19 protein-coding genes are annotated in these 19683 nt (G+C 61.9%); 12 read left to right on the top strand and 7 right to left on the bottom strand.

Annotation, left to right across the window (positions count from 1 at the left end; genetic code table 11):
• Positions 1-256 precede the first annotated feature (256 nt).
• From BV106_RS00200 to BV106_RS00190, 3 genes are all read right to left on the bottom strand, one after another.
• On the bottom strand, positions 257-2002 hold the full coding sequence (locus tag BV106_RS00200; protein WP_038158615.1) for a carbamoyltransferase C-terminal domain-containing protein: 1746 nt from the start codon (positions 2000-2002) through the stop codon (positions 257-259).
• Positions 2003-2323: 321 nt separating this feature from the next.
• Complete coding sequence (locus BV106_RS00195) at positions 2324-2641, bottom strand: hypothetical protein (RefSeq protein ID WP_038158613.1); 318 nt, start codon at positions 2639-2641, stop codon at positions 2324-2326.
• A gap of 149 nt (positions 2642-2790) precedes the next feature.
• Entirely contained in the window at positions 2791-3396 is a 606-nt protein-coding gene (locus BV106_RS00190; RefSeq protein ID WP_038158610.1) for a superoxide dismutase, read from the bottom strand.
• 233 nt (positions 3397-3629) lie between these two features.
• Here BV106_RS00190 and BV106_RS00185 point away from each other — a divergent pair, with 233 nt between their 5' ends.
• On the top strand, positions 3630-4727 hold the full coding sequence (locus BV106_RS00185) for a permease (RefSeq protein WP_038158609.1): 1098 nt from the start codon (positions 3630-3632) through the stop codon (positions 4725-4727).
• 209 nt (positions 4728-4936) lie between these two features.
• Here BV106_RS00185 and BV106_RS00180 read toward each other — a convergent pair whose 3' ends face one another.
• Positions 4937-5395, bottom strand: coding sequence for a hypothetical protein (locus BV106_RS00180; RefSeq protein WP_038158606.1), 459 nt, complete (start codon positions 5393-5395; stop codon positions 4937-4939).
• Positions 5396-5458: 63 nt separating this feature from the next.
• On the opposite strand from BV106_RS00180, the gene BV106_RS00175 reads away from it, so the two are divergent.
• Both BV106_RS00175 and BV106_RS00170 read left to right on the top strand, forming a co-directional pair.
• Positions 5459-6148, top strand: a complete 690-nt coding sequence (locus BV106_RS00175) for a hypothetical protein (protein ID WP_265595164.1) — start codon at positions 5459-5461, stop codon at positions 6146-6148.
• 166 nt (positions 6149-6314) lie between these two features.
• A complete protein-coding gene (locus BV106_RS00170; RefSeq protein WP_038158600.1) occupies positions 6315-7616 on the top strand; it encodes a hemolysin family protein in 1302 nt (433 codons plus the stop codon).
• Between the two features lie 216 nt (positions 7617-7832).
• On the opposite strand, the gene BV106_RS00165 is transcribed toward BV106_RS00170, so the two are convergent.
• Complete coding sequence (locus tag BV106_RS00165) at positions 7833-8261, bottom strand: hypothetical protein (RefSeq protein ID WP_265595163.1); 429 nt, start codon at positions 8259-8261, stop codon at positions 7833-7835.
• A gap of 11 nt (positions 8262-8272) precedes the next feature.
• Entirely contained in the window at positions 8273-8698 is a 426-nt protein-coding gene (locus tag BV106_RS00160; RefSeq protein ID WP_038158596.1) for a hypothetical protein, read from the bottom strand.
• Between the two features lie 389 nt (positions 8699-9087).
• Between BV106_RS00160 and BV106_RS00155 the strand changes: the two genes are divergently transcribed.
• From BV106_RS00155 to tsaB, 6 genes are all read left to right on the top strand, one after another.
• Positions 9088-9444 (top strand): hypothetical protein, encoded by a 357-nt coding sequence (locus tag BV106_RS00155; protein WP_265595162.1) that lies wholly within the window; start codon positions 9088-9090, stop codon positions 9442-9444.
• 358 nt (positions 9445-9802) lie between these two features.
• Positions 9803-10834, top strand: coding sequence for a signal peptide peptidase SppA (gene sppA / locus BV106_RS00150; RefSeq protein ID WP_051944584.1), 1032 nt, complete (start codon positions 9803-9805; stop codon positions 10832-10834).
• Between the two features lie 46 nt (positions 10835-10880).
• A complete protein-coding gene (locus BV106_RS34810; protein WP_051944582.1) occupies positions 10881-11717 on the top strand; it encodes a CPBP family intramembrane glutamic endopeptidase in 837 nt (278 codons plus the stop codon).
• A gap of 24 nt (positions 11718-11741) precedes the next feature.
• Positions 11742-12668: a thiamine-phosphate kinase gene (gene thiL, locus BV106_RS00140; RefSeq protein ID WP_051944580.1), complete on the top strand. Its 927-nt coding sequence runs from the start codon at positions 11742-11744 to the stop codon at positions 12666-12668.
• Positions 12669-12709: 41 nt separating this feature from the next.
• The gene (gene tsaE, locus BV106_RS00135; RefSeq protein ID WP_038158592.1) at positions 12710-13132 is read left to right on the top strand and encodes a tRNA (adenosine(37)-N6)-threonylcarbamoyltransferase complex ATPase subunit type 1 TsaE; all 423 of its coding nucleotides are present in this window, start codon (positions 12710-12712) and stop codon (positions 13130-13132) included.
• Positions 13133-13249: 117 nt separating this feature from the next.
• On the top strand, positions 13250-13909 hold the full coding sequence (gene tsaB / locus BV106_RS34805; protein WP_051944578.1) for a tRNA (adenosine(37)-N6)-threonylcarbamoyltransferase complex dimerization subunit type 1 TsaB: 660 nt from the start codon (positions 13250-13252) through the stop codon (positions 13907-13909).
• Between the two features lie 682 nt (positions 13910-14591).
• Here tsaB and BV106_RS00125 read toward each other — a convergent pair.
• Positions 14592-15506, bottom strand: coding sequence for a sugar phosphate nucleotidyltransferase (locus tag BV106_RS00125; protein WP_038158590.1), 915 nt, complete (start codon positions 15504-15506; stop codon positions 14592-14594).
• A 137-nt stretch (positions 15507-15643) separates the two neighbouring features.
• Here BV106_RS00125 and thiE point away from each other — a divergent pair, with 137 nt between their 5' ends.
• From thiE to BV106_RS00110, 3 genes are all read left to right on the top strand, one after another.
• On the top strand, positions 15644-16279 hold the full coding sequence (thiE, locus tag BV106_RS00120; protein ID WP_038158587.1) for a thiamine phosphate synthase: 636 nt from the start codon (positions 15644-15646) through the stop codon (positions 16277-16279).
• Between the two features lie 302 nt (positions 16280-16581).
• Positions 16582-17496, top strand: coding sequence for a PfkB family carbohydrate kinase (locus BV106_RS00115; RefSeq protein ID WP_038158584.1), 915 nt, complete (start codon positions 16582-16584; stop codon positions 17494-17496).
• 219 nt (positions 17497-17715) lie between these two features.
• Positions 17716-19434 (top strand): ABC transporter ATP-binding protein, encoded by a 1719-nt coding sequence (locus BV106_RS00110; RefSeq protein WP_038158582.1) that lies wholly within the window; start codon positions 17716-17718, stop codon positions 19432-19434.
• Positions 19435-19683: the final 249 nt, after the last annotated feature.

The following is a 19683-nucleotide window of genomic DNA, read 5'->3' as shown; positions in this document are numbered from 1 at the left end:
CATGGCCAGCATTTCTGTGCCATGCGCGAATTCGAGCGAGTCGAGGAGGAAGTATGCTCGCTGGGTGGAGCTGGGGGGCATGGAGCTGGCCAAGGGAACTGAAGTCATCGAGTCGGGCGGGGCACTAAGCGCAATAGTTGCTTGAGGGAACAAATGGATTCACGCTTGCGACTCAATATTGGGCAGATTGTGCCCTTTCTGGTCAATCCTTAAAGTGTATCAGTGATAAGACATCTCAGTATCGAAAGGGGGTGCCTTATCGCGTCACCAAATGCTGGCCCAGCACCAGCACATCCATCTTGGTTCGAAGAAAGCACTCCAGGGCTTCGCGGGGATGGCAGACGACGGGTTCGTTCTCGTTGAAGGAGGTATTCAGCACCATGGGCACGCCGGTGAGGGCGTGGAAGCGGCTGATGAGCTGATGGTAGATGGGATTGGTATCTGCGGAGACCGTCTGGAGGCGGCCGCTGCCGTCCACATGGGTGATGGCGGGCACTTGGGGCCGCTTTTCTTCACGCACCTGGAACACCTGCATCATGAAGGGGACGTCGTCATCGGTCTCGAACCATCCGGGCACTTCCTCGCGCAGGACGCTGGGGGCGAAGGGGCGGAAGGATTCGCGACGCTTGATCTTGGCGTTGAGAATGTCCTTCATGTCGGCGCGGCGGGGATCTCCGAGGATGGAGCGGTTGCCGAGTGCGCGGGGACCCCATTCGAGCCTTCCTTGGAACCAGCCGATGACCTTGCCTTCGCTGATGGCAGTGGCGACGGCGTCACAGAGCGGGGCGGCGTCCTGGTGCAGCGTGATCTGACATCCGGCCTCGACGAGGCGGGCGCCCTCTGACTCCAGCAGAGTGGAGTAGTCGGTCTCCGTGTACTCCGGCCCCCAGTAAGCGTGGCGGCAATATTGGCGGGGAACGGTGCCTAACTTCTGAGCCACCACCATGGCTGAGCCGATGGCCCCGCCGGCATCGCCCGCGGCGCTCTGGATGTAGAGCCTTTTGAAGGGACTGCGCTGGTACACCTTGCCGTTGGCCACGGAGTTCATGGCGCAGCCGCCACTGAGGGTGAGGGCATCGCAGCGGTAGCGGGCGTGCAGCTGCTCCAGAAGGGCGAAGAGGGCCTCCTCGAACATGGCCTGGATGGACCGGGCGATGTCCCGATGCCGTTGCTCCAGCGGTTCATCCTTTTTCCGCGCAGGACCGAGGAGCGCTTCCAGCTCCGGGGTGAACAGGGTGCCGACCTCTGGGGAACCGTTGTCCCAGGAGTAGGGCACGGCCTCGCGATGGTGGCGGAAGTAGCGCAGGTCGAGCTGGAATGTCCCATCGGACTGCACATGGACGATCTGGCGCATCTGATCCAGGAAATGGGGCTGGCCGTAGGGGGCGAGGCCCATGACCTTGTACTCATCGCCATAGTGCGGGAATCCAAGCCACTGGGTGAGGGCGGAATAGAAGATGCCCAGGGAATGGGGAAAGTACACGCGCCCATCCACGGAGAGGTCCTGGCCGCAGCCCATGCCCCATGCGGCGGAGGCGAAGTCGCCCATGCCATCCACGGAGACATTGACCGCCTCCTCGAACGGGCTGCACAGGTAGGAGGAGGCGAGGTGGGCCAAGTGGTGCTCCACGTGATGCACCCGCGCCTCGGGATGCAAAGGCTGGCCGGGGAAGGCGGAATTGAGCGTGTCTCGCAGGCTGGTGGTCTTGCCCAGTTTGGCGAGTCTGGCCAAGATCAGCTTGGGGGACGGAAGGTGTCGCAGCACATGCAGGAGCCGGCGTCCGTGATTGACCTTCGGGTCCAGATTGATGGCGATGTGGCGGAGGTCGCCATAGGCGATGCCGGCCACTTCCAAGCAGTACTTGATGGATTCCGTGGGCAGACCTGCCCAGTGCTTGATGCGGCGGAAGCGCTCTTCTTCGACGGCGGCAATGACCTGGCCGTCCTTGAGGATGGCGGCGGAAGAGTCGCCGTGGTAGGCGTTAAGACCGAGAACGAACATCGTCCGGAGGGAGTTCAGAAGGGGCTGCGCTGATATGCGGGCATGCTGCCGCCCTCAGTCGAGCGACCCGATAATGACGAATCTGGAGAAATGGCTCTGTATGAGGGGACAGCAGAGGGAGCGCGGACTGTAGCACCCCGCGACTCAGGATTGAAAGACAAATGTCGTCCCTTTCTGCTCAAGATTGTGACGGTTGCGATACCTGGAGGACCCAGCAATGGAGGGCCGGGTAGCACAGTCTTGCCGCGGCTGGAAAATTAGCAAAACAGCCGCATCAGAGGGCGGCTCCTTGATGCTTTTGCTGCTCTGGAAACACTCTGATCACGGTCGTACCACGACCCGGTCATTGAGGTAGTCCAGGCAACGCTCCCGCAGGCCATGCTGGGAGCTCTTGGGGAAGTGCACGGTGATCCGCCCCATACGATAGCGGCGGTAGTCGGGAACGACTTCATCCGGCAGCCAGAGTACCTGACACCAGGCGCGGCCTCGCATGGGGCCGCTGGCGCATCGCACGTACTCGAAGGTCATCACCCGCTTGGGATGATGCGGTGCCTGCTCCGCATGCACCCGGGCAAGGTGCTGGCTGAAGGCTTCAGTATAGATGACGCCGCAAGGCAGTCTGGCTAACGTGCAGGGCATTCTTCGCCGGGAATGTGATGCTTATTTTGGTGAGTGCCAGCAGTTTACTCACGGAAATTCACATCAATAACTCCAGGGCAAAAAAAATGGCCGATGTCATGAAGACATCGGCCATAGAGGCAGGGAAGTTGGAAGCCCAGAGGGGTGGCTTACGCAGCGAAGCGCTCGGCGACGGCGTCCCAGTTCACCACATTCCACCAGGCGGCGATGTAGTCAGGGCGCTTGTTCTGATACTTCAGGTAGTAGGCGTGCTCCCAGACGTCGATGCCCAGCAGCGGGGTGCCGGAGCCGTCCATGAGGGGGTTGTCCTGGTTCGGGGTGGAGGTGATGGCGACTTTGCCATCCTTTTTCACCAGCCAGGCCCAGCCGGAGCCGAAACGGCCCACGCCAGCCTTGGCGAAGGCTTCCTTGAAGGCGTCGAAGCTGCCAAAGGCGGCGTCGATGGCGGCGGCGAGTTCACCTTTGGGGGCGCCACCGGCGTTCGGGCCCATGATGTTCCAGAAGAAGGTGTGGTTCCAGTGGCCGCCACCGTTGTTGCGCACGGCGGTGCGGATGCCTTCGGGCACGCTGTTGATGTTCTTGTTCAGGTCGTCGATGCTCAGCGCCTCGAGTTCTGCGTTGCCGGCGATCGCGTTGTTCAGGTTCGTCACATAGGCGTTGTGGTGACGGCCGTGGTGGATTTCCATCGTCTGGGCGTCGATGTGAGGCTCGAGGGCGGCCTTGTCGTAGGGAAGGGGAGGCAGGGTGTGGGCCATGGTGTTGTTCCGTTCAGTGTTTTAGGTTTGAACTCGGGAAAAGTGCTAGCAGGGATACGCCACCCGGCAAGGGAAGGTTTGGGGATTGGTGCGGTGGCAGGAGAAATACGAAGGGCATCGTCGACGAGTTGTCCAATGGACCTGTGAAAAGTGGTCTTGTGTGTGTTTCCCCGTTTGAACCGAGGGCCTTCGGACGTAAGTAGGGGCTCCATTCACTTCCGTATCACTTCCGCATGACCCTGCCAGAACCGAGCGCGACCGGCGACATCCTGAAGGCTTTCTTGAGCATCCTGTTCGAGGGAGCCCCTTACATCCTGGTGGGGACGCTGCTCTCAGGGCTCATTGACGCCTTCCTCCCTGCGAAACTGCTTGAGCGGGTGCTCCCGAAGAACCGGGTGCTCTCCACTCTGGCGGCGGGCTTCCTTGGGCTGGTGTTCCCGGTGTGTGAGTGTGCGGTGGTCCCGGTGGTGCGAAGGCTGGTCCAGAAAGGGCTCCCGATCTCCTGCGGCATCACCTACCTCCTCAGCGCACCGATTATCAATCCCATCGTCATTGCGAGTACCCTCACGGCGTTCAAGGAGTTCCAGATGGGCGGCGTTTTCGGCATTGGGAATGCGACGATGACGCTCTCCCGCATCACTCTGGGCTACGCGGTGGCGGTCATTGTGGGGTTGGTCCTGATCCGGAAGAAGCCGGAGGATGTGCTGGTGGATTCCGTTGTGCGGGGCATAGGTAAGGGGGCCGCGGCGGCCAATGGTGCCCCCCAGAGCTTCGATGCCAAGCTGACGCACGCCATGCGGACGGCCATGCGGGACTTCCTGGATACGGCGATGTATTTCACCATCGGGGTGATCATCACGGCCGCCTTCAACACGCAGGTGGACCAGAGCCGGATCACGGCGGTGGCCGGGAATGAGCTCTTTGCAGTGCCCACCCTTATGGGGCTGGCCTTTGCCCTGGCGCTGTGCAGCACGTCGGATGCCTTCATCGCTGCTCCCATGGACAGCTTTTCCAACGCGGCCAAGCTGGCTTTCCTGGTCTTCGGCCCCATGCTGGATGTGAAGCTGGTCTTCATGTACTCTTCCGTTTTCCGCCGGAAGTTCATGGTCGGCCTGTGCGTGGCCATCTTCCTGCTGGTGGCCCTTCTTTGTGAACCCTGGGCAAAATGGGTGGGCAAGCTTTCCAACAAGCCGCCGGCAACCGCTGTCTCAAGTACCGGTCCCGTTGGCCCTGCGGCGGCAACTCAAGCATCTCCAGCGGCTCCAATCGCCTCCCCTGCGGCGGTTGCGCCTGTAGTAACCCCCTCACCTTCAACTGAAGCCAAGCCATGACGAAGCGCATTGCCATTCATATGATCAGCGTTCTGCTCCTGATGTTGTGGGGCGCAGTGATGCTCTACTTCTATGTCAGCGGGCGTCTGGTGAACTACCTTCCGGCGGACGGGATCTTCCGCCCCATGGTCTTGGTTTCCGGGATTGGCCTGATGATCTTGGCGTTGTTCAACCTGGTCACGACCAAGGCCAAGGAGGCGGATTGCTGCTCAGAGGACGGTGATGCGGAGGGCTGCTGCGGCCATGGTCATGATCATGATCACGATCACGGACATAAACATGAGCACGCCCATGCTCATGCCCACGTGCATGGAGCCGGGTGCGGTCATGGACATGAGCACAGTCACGGACCTGGATGCGGGCACGATCACGGCCATGGTCACGAGCACCAGCATGAGCATGAAACTACCCAGGCCAACGGCAAAGCCGCCGCGCAGGGGCACGTGCATGGCCCAGGGTGCGGTCATGAACATCACCATGAGGAAGGTCATGGCCACGGGCACGCTCATGCTCCCGGCATAGATCTGGTGAAAAAGCAGGAGTGCTGCGGTCACGATCATCATGATCACGGGCACGAGCATCATGATCACGGGCACGAGCATCATCATCATGCTGGGCACGATCATGGTCACGAGCACAACCACGATCATGAGCATGGGCACGCCCATGGTATTCTTGAGGAGAGCGGCGTGGTGGGCCGGGTGGTTGCTATCTTCCTGCTGGCTGTCCCGGTGACCTACGCTGCGATCAATACGCCCGACCAGTTCAGCTCCCGCGCGGTGGTGAACAAAGGCCTGTACAACCAGAATTATGGTCAGGGCGGTCTGGCGGACCAGTTCTCGCTGAAGAAAGAGGCGGGAAACCGCTCGGCGGTGGCAGGGAACTCCTCTGCTGACGCACCTCCCGGGCCCCTGCCTGCGGCGGGACAGCCAGGTGATGTGATGCCGCCGGTGAATCCACAGGAGCTTGACCGCCAGGCCAAGAGCGCTGGAGCAGAGGCCAAAAATTATGGACATTTCACGCTGAAGGACCTGGAGGCCCAGGTGCCGCGCAGCAAGGAGGGCAACTTCATGCTGGAGGTGCCGGAGATCTTCTACACCGCGGGGGACAAAGAGGTGCAGTCTGTGCTCAATGGCCAGTCCGTGGAGACGATCGCTCAGGTGATGCCGGAGAAGGTGAACAATGATGCGGGGACCCGTGTGCGCATCTTCCGCCTTCAGGTGCAGTGCTGCGCGGCTGACGCCCGGCCGTACTCGATCCCAGTGGAATTTGGGAAGACCCCGCCCGCCTTCAAGGACATGGGCTGGGTGAAAGTGATCGGGAAGGTCACCTACCGCCAGGAGGGCAACCAGACGGTGCCGATGGTGGAGGCGGTGAGCATGGTGGAGACGGCGGAGCCGGACTCCAAGATGATCTATTGAGGGGAGTTGAGACGATCGCTCCGCGATCTGGTTGAGACGGGCTCCGCCCCGGTTGAGACGGCGCAAGCGCCTGTTGAGGTGCTTGCCCGCAGGTGGCGTATCGCTCTGGCCGGGCGGCTGAATCGGGAACAACCGGGAGCGGGTCCGGCTACATTTCTATTGATGCATGAGTGATATTTTGTTTGAGATCGCGATTATCTTTTTCCTGGTGGTGGCCAATGGCGTTTTTGCCATGGCGGAAATCGCCTTGGTGTCATCAAAGCGGAACCGTTTGCGCACTCTCGCAGAGGCGGGTGATGCCAGGGCCGGGGTGGCTCTGGAGCTGGCGGAGAATCCCAACCGATTCCTGGCCACGGTGCAGATTGGCATCACCCTGGTGGGCATCCTGACGGGGGTCTATGGCGGAGCCACCTTGTCGGAGCATCTGGTCGTGGTGTTGAAGGAGGTCCCTGGCCTGGAGCGCTATGCCCAGCCGGTGAGCTTTGTGCTGGTCGTTGTGGCCATCACTTACCTCTCGCTCGTGGTGGGGGAGCTGATCCCCAAGCGGTTGGGATTGAACAATCCCGAAGGTTATGCCGTGCTGCTGGCGCGGCCCATGAGCCGGTTGTCCCGCATCACGGGGCCGGCGGTTAATTTTCTCAGCGCCTCCACGGACGGCTTGCTGCGGCTGTTTGGCGTGAAGATCACGGAGGAGCAGACCATTTCTGATGAGGAGGTGAAGTCGCTCATGCGGGAAGGCATGCGGGCTGGCGTGTTTGTCCCCACAGAGTCCAGCATGGTGGAGAATGTCCTCGAACTGGACCACCTGCAGGCCCGGGAGCTGATGACGCCGCGGGCGAAGATCATCTGGGTGAATGCGGATGAGCAACATGACCTCCTGTGGCACAAGATCGTGGTCAGCGGGCACTCCTACTTCCCTGTCTATGAGGGGCGGCGGGACCATGTGGTGGGCATGGTGTCGGTGAAGGCTATTTACGCGAACCTGGCGGCGGGAGTGCCGGTGCGGGTGCGGGATGTCATGACGCCCATGATGATGACGCCAGACACCACCCCGGCGTCAAAGCTGCTGGATACCTTCAAGACCTCCGGCAAGCATCTCGCGCTGGTGGTGGATGAGTTCGGCAGCGTCATCGGAGTGGTCACGGTGCACGACATCATGGAGGCCATTGTGGGGGACTTCCCCTCGCAGGATGTCCGGCTCAAGCCGCGGGCTCTGCGCCGGGACGATGGCTCCTGGCTGATCGATGCCATGATGGACTGCGAGACGTTCGAGGAAAGTGTGCAGGGCTTCACTCTGCCTCCAGCAGCGGAACGCGACTATCAGACCTTTGCCGGCTACCTCATACGCCGCATGGGTGGCGTGCCCCAGGAGGGGGACTGGTTCGAGGAGCAAGGCTACCGCGTGGAGGTCATCGACATGGACGGCCACCGGGTGGACAAGGTGCTCATGATGCCGGTGAGAGGATGAGGAGGGGGGGTGAGATGTGCCGCAAGCGGCACGTTGAGACGCTGCGCTGGTTGAGACGGCTTCGCCTGGTTGAGGCTTCTGAGGCGGGGGGCGGGGCGATGACGAGACGCTGCTCAGTGCCGGTGAACTGGGCCGAAGCAACTTGTGGGAGCTTTGTGCTGAGTCTGGGCGGAGGGTCTGCGGTGGCTCGTGGGTGGCGAGGGGGGAAGATATTGCCTAGTGGCTCTTGCGGACTGCCGCGGCGAGCTGGTCTTCCCACCATGCCTGGGCGCCGTCTTTCTTGATGTCGAAGTAGCTTTCCAGCTTGGGGATGAACATCACCTCAACACCGCTCTGCAAGGTCAGAAGAACAAAGGACATTCTGGGGAACTGTTTCAGTTGGCATCTTTCTCCGCCGGTGATCACATGGTAGGTGGAGGCTGTCATGAGGCAGGAGGGGCTCTTCAACAGGACGGGGGAGTCCAGCTTGCGGGCCAGTCGCAATGGGGGCACGCCCATGCCAGCCACTAGCAGTCCAATGGGGATGATGACCCAATGTGCTGGATTCTGCCAGAGGCTATGGACGATGGCGGTGCACCCCAAGGCGATGGGCAGGATGGAGGTGATCCACAGCAGAGTGTGGTAGATGGGGCTGTCGAGTCTCATGGGAGCCAGCTTCACTCATCGCACGCTCTGATGTGGATGGTCATTTCATTGACTTCCACAACAGTCTGGGACGCCAGGGCAAACTGGGTCAAGAGTTCCAGGGCGGTGAGTTTCTCCTGGGGTTCGAGGCGGAAGCGTTTGTGCTTCACGGCTTCGGAGCAGGTCACACGCATGCGCATGCCGGGCTCTGACCACTGCATGCTACCGACGATCATGTCTCCGAACAATTTCACAAACTCCGCCACGGTGGCGTCGGGGAAGTCCACGACGGGGACGATTACGTGGGGGAGGGAGGATGCGCCTGGCCCGGATCTCAGGAGAACTCCAGCGGGCTGGTTTGGTTGGGTGTGCTCAGGGGCCCGCGGGGAACAAGATGTGAAAAGGACCAGCATGCCCAGGGTGGCGCAGATGAGCCGGCGGGGCTGAAGTAGGGACATGGTGATTGGGGAGATGCAGAGGGGGCCGGGAGGTGTTGATGCCGGTGGGTGGAGAGGCGATGCGGTCGGTCTTCACACCTGAGCTCAATCGTGGGTGGTGCCCAAGGTTGACTCGCTTAGGGCTCGTTCAACCTTGGGCTGTGGTAAAAATCCCCTTCGGGGATTGGGCTTCGGATTTGAGCGAGGCGGGAGCGGGCGTGAAGTGATGAGGTGTGGTGCATGGGTGGCCTAAGTTCTGCGCCGAAACGGCGGATAAGAACTCATTCGTGTTGCCACGGAAGGGGCGGGGCCGTACGTGCCGAACAATGGGGGCCTGGATTTCGGGGACCGGAATAGAAGTGTTTCACATCATGCATCCTAGCCCCACTCAGCAGCAGATTGTAGAACATATGCTTTGGCACCTGTCGCGTGCCGTGCACGAGGGCTCGACAGTTGTTTCTGTGAGGGGATATCTCGTGTATCAGACCACGTGGCTTGGGGATCTCGTGCAACACACCCAGGATGAGATTGATTACCTTGTGGCTGCGGTAGGGAGAGTGAACCAACGCTGGCCTGGTGCCTTTGTGGCAAAGGCAGATGCTTTGCCTGTTCAAGAAGATTGGGCGACCGTTATTTGGGAATTCGACAGCCGGCGTCTCTGGCCGGATCGACGTGGAGTCTGGCCGTTCTTTGAGGATGTGCTGGCCGTGGCTTTGGGGAGTGATGTCACCGATGCGGATGGCGCAAGACTGGAAAACCTGAGGTGATGGGGACGAAGGGGGATGCGGCGTCTCTGCCATCCCTTCAGGATGGAATTTCCTTTCTTTATGTACCGGAGGTGTCGGTCGCTACGCTCCCTCAACTTCCGGCATCCCTTCTGGGATGCCTTCGGCATGGCGGCTCGTTGCGCGGGGAGGCGGGAGACGGTTTCCTAAGGTGCCAGCTCTCAGCATTCGCAGGCTGAAGCCTGCACTCCTTACAATTTCAGGTCCAACACCTTGACGCACTGCCCACTGACGTACTGACGCACCGGCTGTCCCGCCCGCTGCCCACTGGCTCCCGCACCTGGACCGTAAAACCGCCATTTGTTGCGTGCGGGACAATCCCATCGTAGGCTCGGCGACCATGAAAAACAAAGGCCTCGGATGTTTGCTTGCTTTCGTGATTGTTGCGCTGCTGGTCAGTCTGGCACTGAATTTTGTGTCGTTTGCGGCTGTGCTGGGGATGGGCCTGGACAGTGCGTCCATCGGCTATGTGGAGCCCAAACAGAAGTTCCGTGAGACGCTGGTCGAGGCTGGCGCGGCGGAGGCCAAGGACAAAATCGTCCGTATCGACATCGAGGGCATCATTGCCAGCGGCCCGGCGGGGGATCTCTTCTCCGAGGGCGGGATGAACGTGGATGCCATTCAGAGGGCGCTGGAGCAGGCCTCTGAGGACAAGAATGTGAAGGCGATCGTCATCCGGGTGAACTCGCCGGGTGGGGAGGTGACGGCCTCGGACAATCTTTATAATGCGGTGAAGAAGGCGGCGGCCAAGAAGAAAGTGGTGGTGTACATGGACTCGATTGCCGCCTCCGGGGGCTACTATCTGGCCTGCGGCGCCTCGAAGATCGTGGCCAATGAGACCACTCTGACGGCGAGCATCGGCGTGATCATCCAGAGCCTGAACTACAGCCAGACCTTCGGCAAGGTGGGCCTCGAGACGATGACGTTTGCCAGTGGCAAGTTCAAGGACACGCTCAGCGGTTCCCGCCCCATGCGGGAGGACGAGCGGGAGTACATCCAGAGCCTGGTTTCCGCGATGTATGACAAGTTCGTGGGCATTGTCGCCAAGGCTCGCAACATTGACGAAGCGCAGCTGCGTACCGGGGTGGCGGATGGCCGCGTGGTGACGGGCAAGCAGGCGCTGGAGTACAAGCTGGTGGACCAGCTGGGCTATGTGGAAGATGCGTATGCTCTGGCCAAGGAACTGGGCGGTGCGAAGGATGCCATGGTGGTGAAGTACAGCCTGACCCCTTCTCTCGCACAGCTGCTGGGGATCATGGGCAAGGCCCAGGCGTCCTCTACGGGCAAGGTGGAGCTTGATGTGAGCGACCGTCTGCTGCCGCGTCTGGAGGCGGGCAAGCCCTACTTGCTGCCGGCGCACATGGTGCGATAAGCGGGGCGACCCTCCGGCTTGATCCATCTGACGAGACACCCCTACGATGAGTGACCTAGCAACGCTGGCCGTGATGCGCGACGTGTTCGCCATCGCGGGGCTGTCTCTCGCGATTGCCCTAACGGTGTACGGGGTGCTCCGTGTCACCCAGGATCTGCATTGGAACCTGGAAGGCAACGTGCTGGTGCGGCCGTACAACACGGTGGACGTCTGTGTGGCCCTGGCCCTTCTTTCCTTGATGGTCTGGGGGGGGATGCAGCGGAGTGAGGGGGCCGCGCCGAAGGTCGAGGAGTTGTCGGACGCCGCCTCGGCGGCGGGGTTGTTTTTCAGCGCGGTGATCCTGGTCTTTTTGAGTCTGATGCTGGTAGGGTATCTCACGATCTACCGGGGGCTGAACCCAGCGGAGATGTTTGGCCTGCGTCAGATGAGCATGGCGCGGGCATTAGGCCTGGCGGTGGGGGCGGTGGTCGTCGTGGTGCTGGGCATGGCCCTGGTCCTTTCTATTGCCACGGCTCTGGGTCTGGGGTGGAAGGATGTGGACGGCTCCCCTCAGGACACTGTGAAGATCTTCAAGAACTCGGGGAACATCGCGTCGAAGGTGCTCCTGGGGGTGCTGGCAGTGGTGGTGGCGCCGCTGAGTGAGGAGCTCTTCTTCCGCGGATTCCTCTACGGGGTGGTAAAACGATTCACGGACCGGTGGTTTGCGGCGATCTTTTCCGCGCTGGTCTTCGCTGCGGTGCACCAGCATGTGGGCAGCCTGGTGCCGTTGTTCCTCCTGGCGATCGGATTTGCGCTGGCCTATGAAACCACGGGCTGTCTCCTGGTGCCGGTGTTCATGCACGCGCTCTTTAATGCTGGGAATCTGGTGGCCCTTTCACTGTAGGGACAGAGGAGGCAACGATCCCTCATGAACGAGCCGGATTCCCATCTTACTCTCGCCAGCATCGGCGAGGATGAACTGATCGCGCGTCTGGTAAAGGATCTGCCGCAGGGAGCGGAGGTGGTGACCGGACCGGGCGATGACTGTGCGGTGGTGCAGCCGCTGGAGGCGGGCTGGCAGCAACTGCTGAAGACGGACTGCGTGGTGGAGGGCGTGCATTTCCTCCGTGAGGCGGCACCGGAGCAGGTGGGCTGGAAGGCGCTGGCCCGGGTGGTGAGCGATGTGGCCTCCATGGGAGGGGTGCCGCAGCATGCGCTGATCACGCTGGTGCTGCCGCGAGAACTGGAGGTGCGCTGGGTGGAGCAGCTCTATGCGGGCCTGCGACGGTGCGCGGAAACTTACGGGGTGGACATCGTGGGCGGCGAGACGGCGGGTGGCCCGCTGGTGATGGTTTCTGTGGCCATGACGGGCAAGGTGCGGGAAGGCCGGGTACTGTGTCGCGATGGGGCGCTAGCGGGCGATGTGATTGCGGTGACAGGGCGGCTGGGTGGTTCCATCACGGGGCACCATTTGAATTTTCAGCCGCGTGTGGCTGAGGCCGGGTGGCTGGCGGAGTCGCAGCAGGTGCAGGCGATGATGGATCTCAGCGATGGGCTTGCCAAGGATCTGCCCCGGATGGCGAAGGCCAGTGGGGTGGAGTTTGTGCTCGAAGAGGGGGCGCTGCCGGTGAATCCCGGCTGCAGTGCGGCCCAGGCCTGGGGCGATGGGGAGGACTATGAGCTACTGCTGTCGATCCCCGCAGCGGCTTGGGAAGTGCTAGTGGCGGCATGGGCGGCGCGATTCCCCGAGGTGTCGCTTACGCGGATTGGCACCTTTGTCCCGATGGGGATGGGGGTGAAGCCGGACTTCGGTACGGGTGGGTGGGAGCACTTTGTGACGGTGCCTCCCGCGTAGAGGCTTGAGTCTCAGTGGCTCCATCGTAGAGTCGGGGCATCATGAGCGAACTGGCCAGCGTCGATGACACCTTGCACTGGGGCCGCCAACTGGCGGATACCCTGAAGCCGGGGGATGTGGTGGCGCTGGTGGGCACGCTGGGCGCGGGCAAGACCCATGCGACCAAGGGCATTGTGGCTGGTCTGGGCAGTGAGGCGAATGTGAGCAGCCCTACCTTTACGCTGGTGCATGAGTACACTGATGGTCGGCTGCCCGCGTTCCACTTCGATTTCTACCGCCTGGACTCCGCGGAGGAGGTGCTGGGCGTGGGCTGGGATGACATCCTGGCGGCCGATGGCGTGGTGATCGTGGAGTGGGCGGATCGTTTCCCGGAACTCCTGCCGGAAGGCACGCGGTGGTTCTATTTCACGATCCGCGAGGATGGGGTGCGGGAAGTGGCGGAGAAGGAAGAAATGATGAATTAGGAATTAGGAATTAGGAATTAGGAATTTGGGATGATAGAGAAGGGGGCGCTATGGATTGGCGGGTGACTGCTGCTCAATTCTTCATTCCTCATTCAGCATTCCTAATTTTTCAGATCCATGTCTGCCTGTATTCTCGCCATTGAAACGTCCACTCCGCAGGGGCAGGTGGCGTTGTGGCAGGACGGGGTGGTGCGGTACGCGAAGGCGTTTTCCTCACAGCGCTCGCACAACTCGCAGTTGTTCGGCCCTCTGGAAGAGGCGCTGGAACTGGCGGGGGATGCGCTGGGCCTGATCGTGGCGGGCACGGGACCGGGCTCGTACACCGGCGTGCGCATCGGCATCGCGGCCGCGCAAGGTCTGGGGTGGTCCAAAGGTGTGTCGGTCATTGGGTTGTGCTCGCTGCTGACTCCGGAGGTGGAGGAAGTGCCGGAGCACTATGTGATGTGCGGTGATGCGCGACGGGGTCTGTTTTACGCCGTGCAGATCCAGCGCGGTGCGCTGGCGGTGGGGGAGATCCCGCTGATGGGGATGGAAGAGTTTTTGCAGTTCCGGGAAGCGCATCATGAGGTGCCCTGGTACACGCTGGATGCGGTGTCGCCGGCGGGGCTGGAGGATGTGGTGCCGGTGCGGCCGTCCGCCGTGGGGCTGGCCGAGATGGCGGCGGGGCTGAGCGCCGAGACCGTGGCGAATCTGGCGGCGGCAGCGCTGGAGCCGGTGTATCTGAGTGCGCCGTTTATTACGAAGGCTAACCCGCTTCGCGGGAGACTCAAGACTTGAAGACACAAGACAGAAGACCTGAGGTTCAGGGGCTTGCCGGGATCAGCGATCATCGGGTGTGATCGAGGGTTCGTGGAAATGGTTTTCGGAGGTGGCGCGGGATCGGAGTGTCTTCCGCAGGATGCAGAAGACGGCACGCTGGAAGCGTGCGGCACCCAATGACTCTGGGGCCATGCGACGGGGAAGCTTGGCGAGCGCACGCATCTTGCGTGCTGTTCCCGGCATCCTGCCGGGAATGTCAGTCGCGCGTCCTGGTGAGATGGGAGGCGGGGGTGTTCGCCTTGGTTGATTGAACGTCCATCACCTGGCCCCGCTTGCGGGGCTGTGGAGTGCGGCGTGAAGCGCCGCTTTGTCCTGCCGGATGGACGTGGTGCGCCGATGCGGCAGTGCCGGGTCTGCGGATGGTGCGGATAGGGCCGATGGGCGAGGCGCTGTTCGGCACGTGGGGTTCGAGGAAGCGGATGGGGGCCGCGAAAGCGGCGCTTCACGCACGCACTCCACAGCGGCTTCGCCGCCAGATGATGGGGGCGGCTTGGTGTGAGACCATCGGGGGCTTCGACTCTCACCGGGCACGGTGGCCTCAACAACAAAAAACCCGCGATCCGGCGGGCGGATCGCGGGTTGCATGCGATTGGTTTCAGGAGACTACGGAACAGGCGTTCCCACGCTCCCGTCATCCAGCTTAGGACCAGAGGGGGGCGGGGTACTCGCCTTTCTCGGTCAGCGCGCGGATGCTGCTCACGACCACGGCCTTGTCTTCGGGGTAGGTGACGCCGAACCAGGAACTGCTGGTCTCGAGCACTTCCACATCGGCCTTGCCGGCCTTGATGAGGAGGTCCACGACCTTGGGCACGTAGCACTCAGACTTGGGATCGCTGCCGTGTTCCTTGAGGAAGTCCACAAAGGCTTCCTTGAGCTGGGGGAAGAGCTCGGGGGTGAAGCCCCAGAAGTTCATGCTCACGAGCTCGTTGCCGGTGAGTTCCACGGGCTTGTCCGGGTTCTCGTCGTTGCGGGCGCCGGTCTCGGTCTTGTAGATCTTGGTCATCTCCGTGACGGAGGCGAGCTTGCCATCCGTGCTGGTGCACACGCCGCGGGCCACGCTGCCGTGCTCGGAGAGGGTGTTCCGTAGCTGGAAGCCGACCATGGAGTACTGGGCCTTGCCGTCCTTGGGCTGCAGGGTCTGCAGATTGGCGGCGAGCTTGGCGAACGCGTCGTGACCGTAGAAGTCATCCGCGTTGATCATGGCGAAGGGCTCTTTGATGTTCTGCTCGGCGGCGAGCACGGCGTGCGTGGTGCCCCAGGGCTTGACGCGGCCCTCGGGCACGCTGAAGCCTTCCGGCAGGTCATTGAGGTCCTGGAAGGCGTACTCCACGGGCACTTTCTGGTCGAACTTGCTACCGACCTTGGACTTGAACTCTTCTTCGAAGTCGCGGCGGATGACGAAGACCACCTTGCCGAAGCCACCACGGAGGGCGTCGAACACGGAGTAATCGAGCACGGTCTCGCCATTGGGGCCCATGGGGTCGAGCTGCTTGAGGCCACCGTAGCGGCTGCCCATGCCGGCGGCCAGAATGAGAAGGGTTGGTTTCGAGGACATCGTCGTGGGTGAGGAGAATCGAGAAGCTGCAGATTTCCGCCGTTTGGCGGCCCTGAGAGTCCACAGTCCGGGCGGACTGGTCAACTGGAATCGCTGGTGCGGCGTTGACCGCGCTCCTCCTGCGTGGAGCATGGGGCATGCGCGCTCTGAAAGACTCTTATCTCTATGGCATTGTGGATCTGGGCTATGTGAAGCCGGAGGACGTGCCGGCCATGACACTGGCCCTGGTGGAGGGCGGTGTGGATCTGCTACAGTTGCGTGCCAAAAAGTTCACCGCCGCGGAGGTGGAGCGGCTGGCGCGGCTCATGCACCCGATCACCCGGGACGGCGGGATCCCGCTGATCATCAACGACCACCCGGAAGTGGCGGCGGTGGTGGGGAGTGAGGGCGTGCACGTGGGTCAGGATGACAAGAGTGTGGAGGCCACCCGGCGCATCGTGGGGCCGGGGTGCTTCGTGGGCAAGTCCACCCACAGCGTGGCCCAGGCCCGGGCGGCGATGGCGGAGGGGGCAGACTACATCGGGTTCGGCCCGTTGTATGCCACAGGCACGAAGCCGGACTATGTGCCGATCGGTCTGCAGGACATCGCGGAGGTGCATGCCTTCGCCACCTGCCCGGTCTTCTGCATTGGCGGCGTGAACCCGGAGCGTCTGCCGGAGATCGTGGGTGCGGGGGCCAAGCGGGTGGTGGTGGTTTCCGCGTGGTTGCAGGCGGAGGATGTGAGGGGAGCGGTGGGGGCCGTGAACGGCCTGTTGAGACGCTGCGCTGGTTGAGACGGTGCCGCCGGGGCGGCTCCTGGTTGAGACGGCGCAAGCTCCTGGTTGAGACGCTACGCTGGTTTAGGGATGAGGCTGGCGATGGGGTATGGCCGAAGGTAAGTCTGACGCACTGACGCACTGACGCACTGACGCACTGCCCACTGACGCACTGGGATCCGGAGGATGTGACGAACCAACGCCAATCGACACCTGACCGCTCTCCCACATCCAACTACCCCTGAAAAATACCGATTGCGTAGGCAAGCCCCTGCATTCATGTCTGCCGCCCTCAACCTCATCCCTCTTTTCATCTTCTCATGTCCCTGATCATTTCCGGTTCGGTCGCCATCGACAACATCAAGACGCAAGTTCAGTCGCAGGAGGGCCTGCTGGGCGGTTCTGCTCCGTATGCATCGCTTTCGGCACGGTTGTTTGGTGAGGCGGTACACCTGGTGGGTGTGGTGGGGCATGACTTCCCCGCCGGGCATCTGGACATGCTGACGAGCCGCGGCATCAATCTGGACAGCCTGGAGCGCAACTCGGGCGAGAGCTTCACCTGGACGGGTGAGTATCACGAGGACATGAACAACCGCAGCACGCTCAAGGTGGGCATCAACGTGCTGGAAAACTGGCTCCCCAAGCTGTCGCCGGAGGCGGCGAAGGCAAAGTTCGCCGTGCTGGCGAACATGAGCCCGGACAACCAGCTCCAGACGCTGGAGCAGTGCACGGACGTGGAGTTCGTGGCGGCGGATACGATGGACCTCTGGATCAACATCGCCAATGACCGCCTTCATGAGGTGATGAAGAAGCTGGACCTGCTGGTGATCAATGACGGCGAGGCCAAGCAGTTCGCGGAAACGACGAACCTCATCGAAGCAGGCCGCCGCCTTCAGGCCAAGGGGCCGAAGTACGTGGTGGTGAAGCGCGGTGAGCACGGCAGCTTCCTCTTCGGCCAGGGCGCGCAGGAGTTCTTTGCCTGCTCTGCCTACCCGCTGAGCGAGGTGCATGACCCCACCGGTGCTGGCGACAGCTTCCTGGGCGGCATGATCGGCTGGCTGGCGGCCAACGGCAAGAGCAAGCCGACCTTTGCGGATCTGCGCACTGCGGTGGCCCACGGCAGCGTGGCGGCCAGTTTCACGTGCGAGGCCTTCAGCACGCAGCGCCTGCAGACAGTGACGCTGGATGAAGTGAAGGGCCGCCTGGAAGAACTGCGCGCTTACACGAGCTTCTAAGATTCTATTCTGCGATGGGCAGTCTCCGGCAGGGTTGGAGATGCCTGCGCGGACCAGGCTGATGAGGGCCGATTTATGGAGGAGGGCGGGGAACCGTCCTCCTTTTGTCTTTTTCCTCCGCTGTTGCAACCGGCGGCCCCGCACGGGCGAATCCCGTCTCTGCGGTTTTGCCCGACATTGCCCGGTCTGCCCGCGTTTTACTTTCTCACCACCTCCTGATTGAAAACGATCTTCCGCGTCTTTGCCTATGTGCGCCGCTACCCCTGGATGGCCGGGGCGCAACTCGCCTGTGCCGTACTGGGCACCCTGCTGGTGCTGGTGTTCCCCAGCCTGACCCGGGAGATCGTGGACGTGGTGATCCCCAACGGCCAGATGGACCGGCTGCCGGGGCTGATCCTCATTGGTCTGGCGGCGTTCTTTGGCCAGGATCTCTTCAACAGCCTGCGCATCCAGTTGAACAACACCTTTGAGCAGAAGGTAATCTTTGACCTCCGCAGTGAGCTGTATGAGCGCCTGCAGCGGCTGCCGTTGCGGTGGTTCGACAACCGGCCCACGGGGGACATCATGACGACGGTGTCGGAGGACATCCCGGCCGTGGAGCGCGTGTTGATTGACGGGATTGAGCAGGGGGTGATCGCGGTGCTGCAGATCGCGGTGGTGGCGGTGCTGATGTTTCACACGAATGCTACGCTGGGCTGGGTGGCCTGTGCGCCGGTGCCTTTCATCATGCTGGGGGCGCTCACCTACACGCTGACCTCCAAGGATCGTGCCCGTCGCGTGCGGAAGGCGAGCAGCGGGATGAACTCCCTGCTGCATGACAATGTGGCGGGCATGCGCCAGATCAAGGCGTATGCGATGGAGGAGGAGGAGCATGAACGCTTCAACATGGCCAGTGATGCGCTGCGCCGCGCGAGCCTGCACCTGATGCGGGTATGGTCCATCTACCGGCCGAGCATGCGGTTCCTGAACAACGCGGGCTATCTGCTGGTGCTGTGGTTCGGTGCCACGGAGCTGTTCAAGGGCACGCTGACGAAGGGGGAGTTTGCCCTTTTCATCCTGGTGCTTCGTTATTTTTATGAACCCATCGAGCAGATCCACTCGCTGAACCAGCTCTTTGTGGGCGGTCGCTCCGCGGGTGAGCGGGTGTTTGACATCCTGGACTCTGAGGAAGAGGTGGACGTGGATGCCGGGCGCAAGCTGGACGGGATCAAGGGGCACATCGTCTATGACCACGTGCACTTCTCCTACGGGAAGGTGCCGACGGTGAATGATGTGAGCCTGGAGGCGATGCCGGGACAGACGATCGCGCTGGTGGGCCCCACGGGGGCGGGCAAGAGCACGCTGATCAACCTGCTCACCCGGTTCTATGAATATGACCGCGGCCAGATCCTGCTGGACGGGAATCCGGTGCATGAGCTGAACAAGCAGTGGCTGCGTCGGAGCATCGGCTATGTGACGCAGGAGAGCTTCCTCTTCAACGGGACGGTGCGGGAGAACCTGCGCATCGGGAAGCGCACGGCCACGGATGAAGAACTGTGGAGTGCGCTGGCGAGTGCGAATGCCAAGCACTTCGTGGAAGCGCTGCCGGATGGTCTGGATACCAAGGTGGGCGAGCGCGGCATCAAACTCAGCGTGGGTGAGAAACAGCGCGTCTCGATCGCGCGGGCGCTGCTGCGCAATCCGCCCATCCTGCTGCTGGATGAGGCCACCGCCAGTGTGGACACGGAGACGGAGCGGCAGATCCAGCAGGCGCTGGATGCGCTCATGAAGAACCGCACCAGCTTCGTCATCGCCCACCGCCTGAGCACGGTGCGGAATGCGGACCGCATCTATGTCCTGGAGAAAGGCGTGGTGGTGGAAAACGGCACGCACGAGGAGTTGATGGCGCACAATGGATTGTACGCGGGGTTGTGCCGGACGAGCTTGATGGCGGGGTGAGCCGCTGCGCGGGAGACTCAAGATTGAGGTCAGGGGTGGGCGGGGATTGGGTTTGACCACAGAGACGCAGAGGGCACAGAGGAGCTGAGGCTGAAACTGAAGGTTTAGACAGAATTAACAGAATTCACGGAATTAGGGTTCTTTCGGCGAACCTGCATGTGAGTTTGCGAGCGAGTAGAGTAGTGATCGGCTTCAGCCGGTTCAGTCGCGCGGCTTCTGACGTGCGACGAGGTGGGTACGTTGGCTTTG

It is taken from the genome of Verrucomicrobium sp. BvORR106, from assembly GCF_000739655.1.
Classification (GTDB): domain Bacteria; phylum Verrucomicrobiota; class Verrucomicrobiia; order Verrucomicrobiales; family Verrucomicrobiaceae; genus Verrucomicrobium.
Note: the sequence above shows the minus strand (reverse complement) of the source record. Positions and strands in the feature narration are given on the sequence as shown.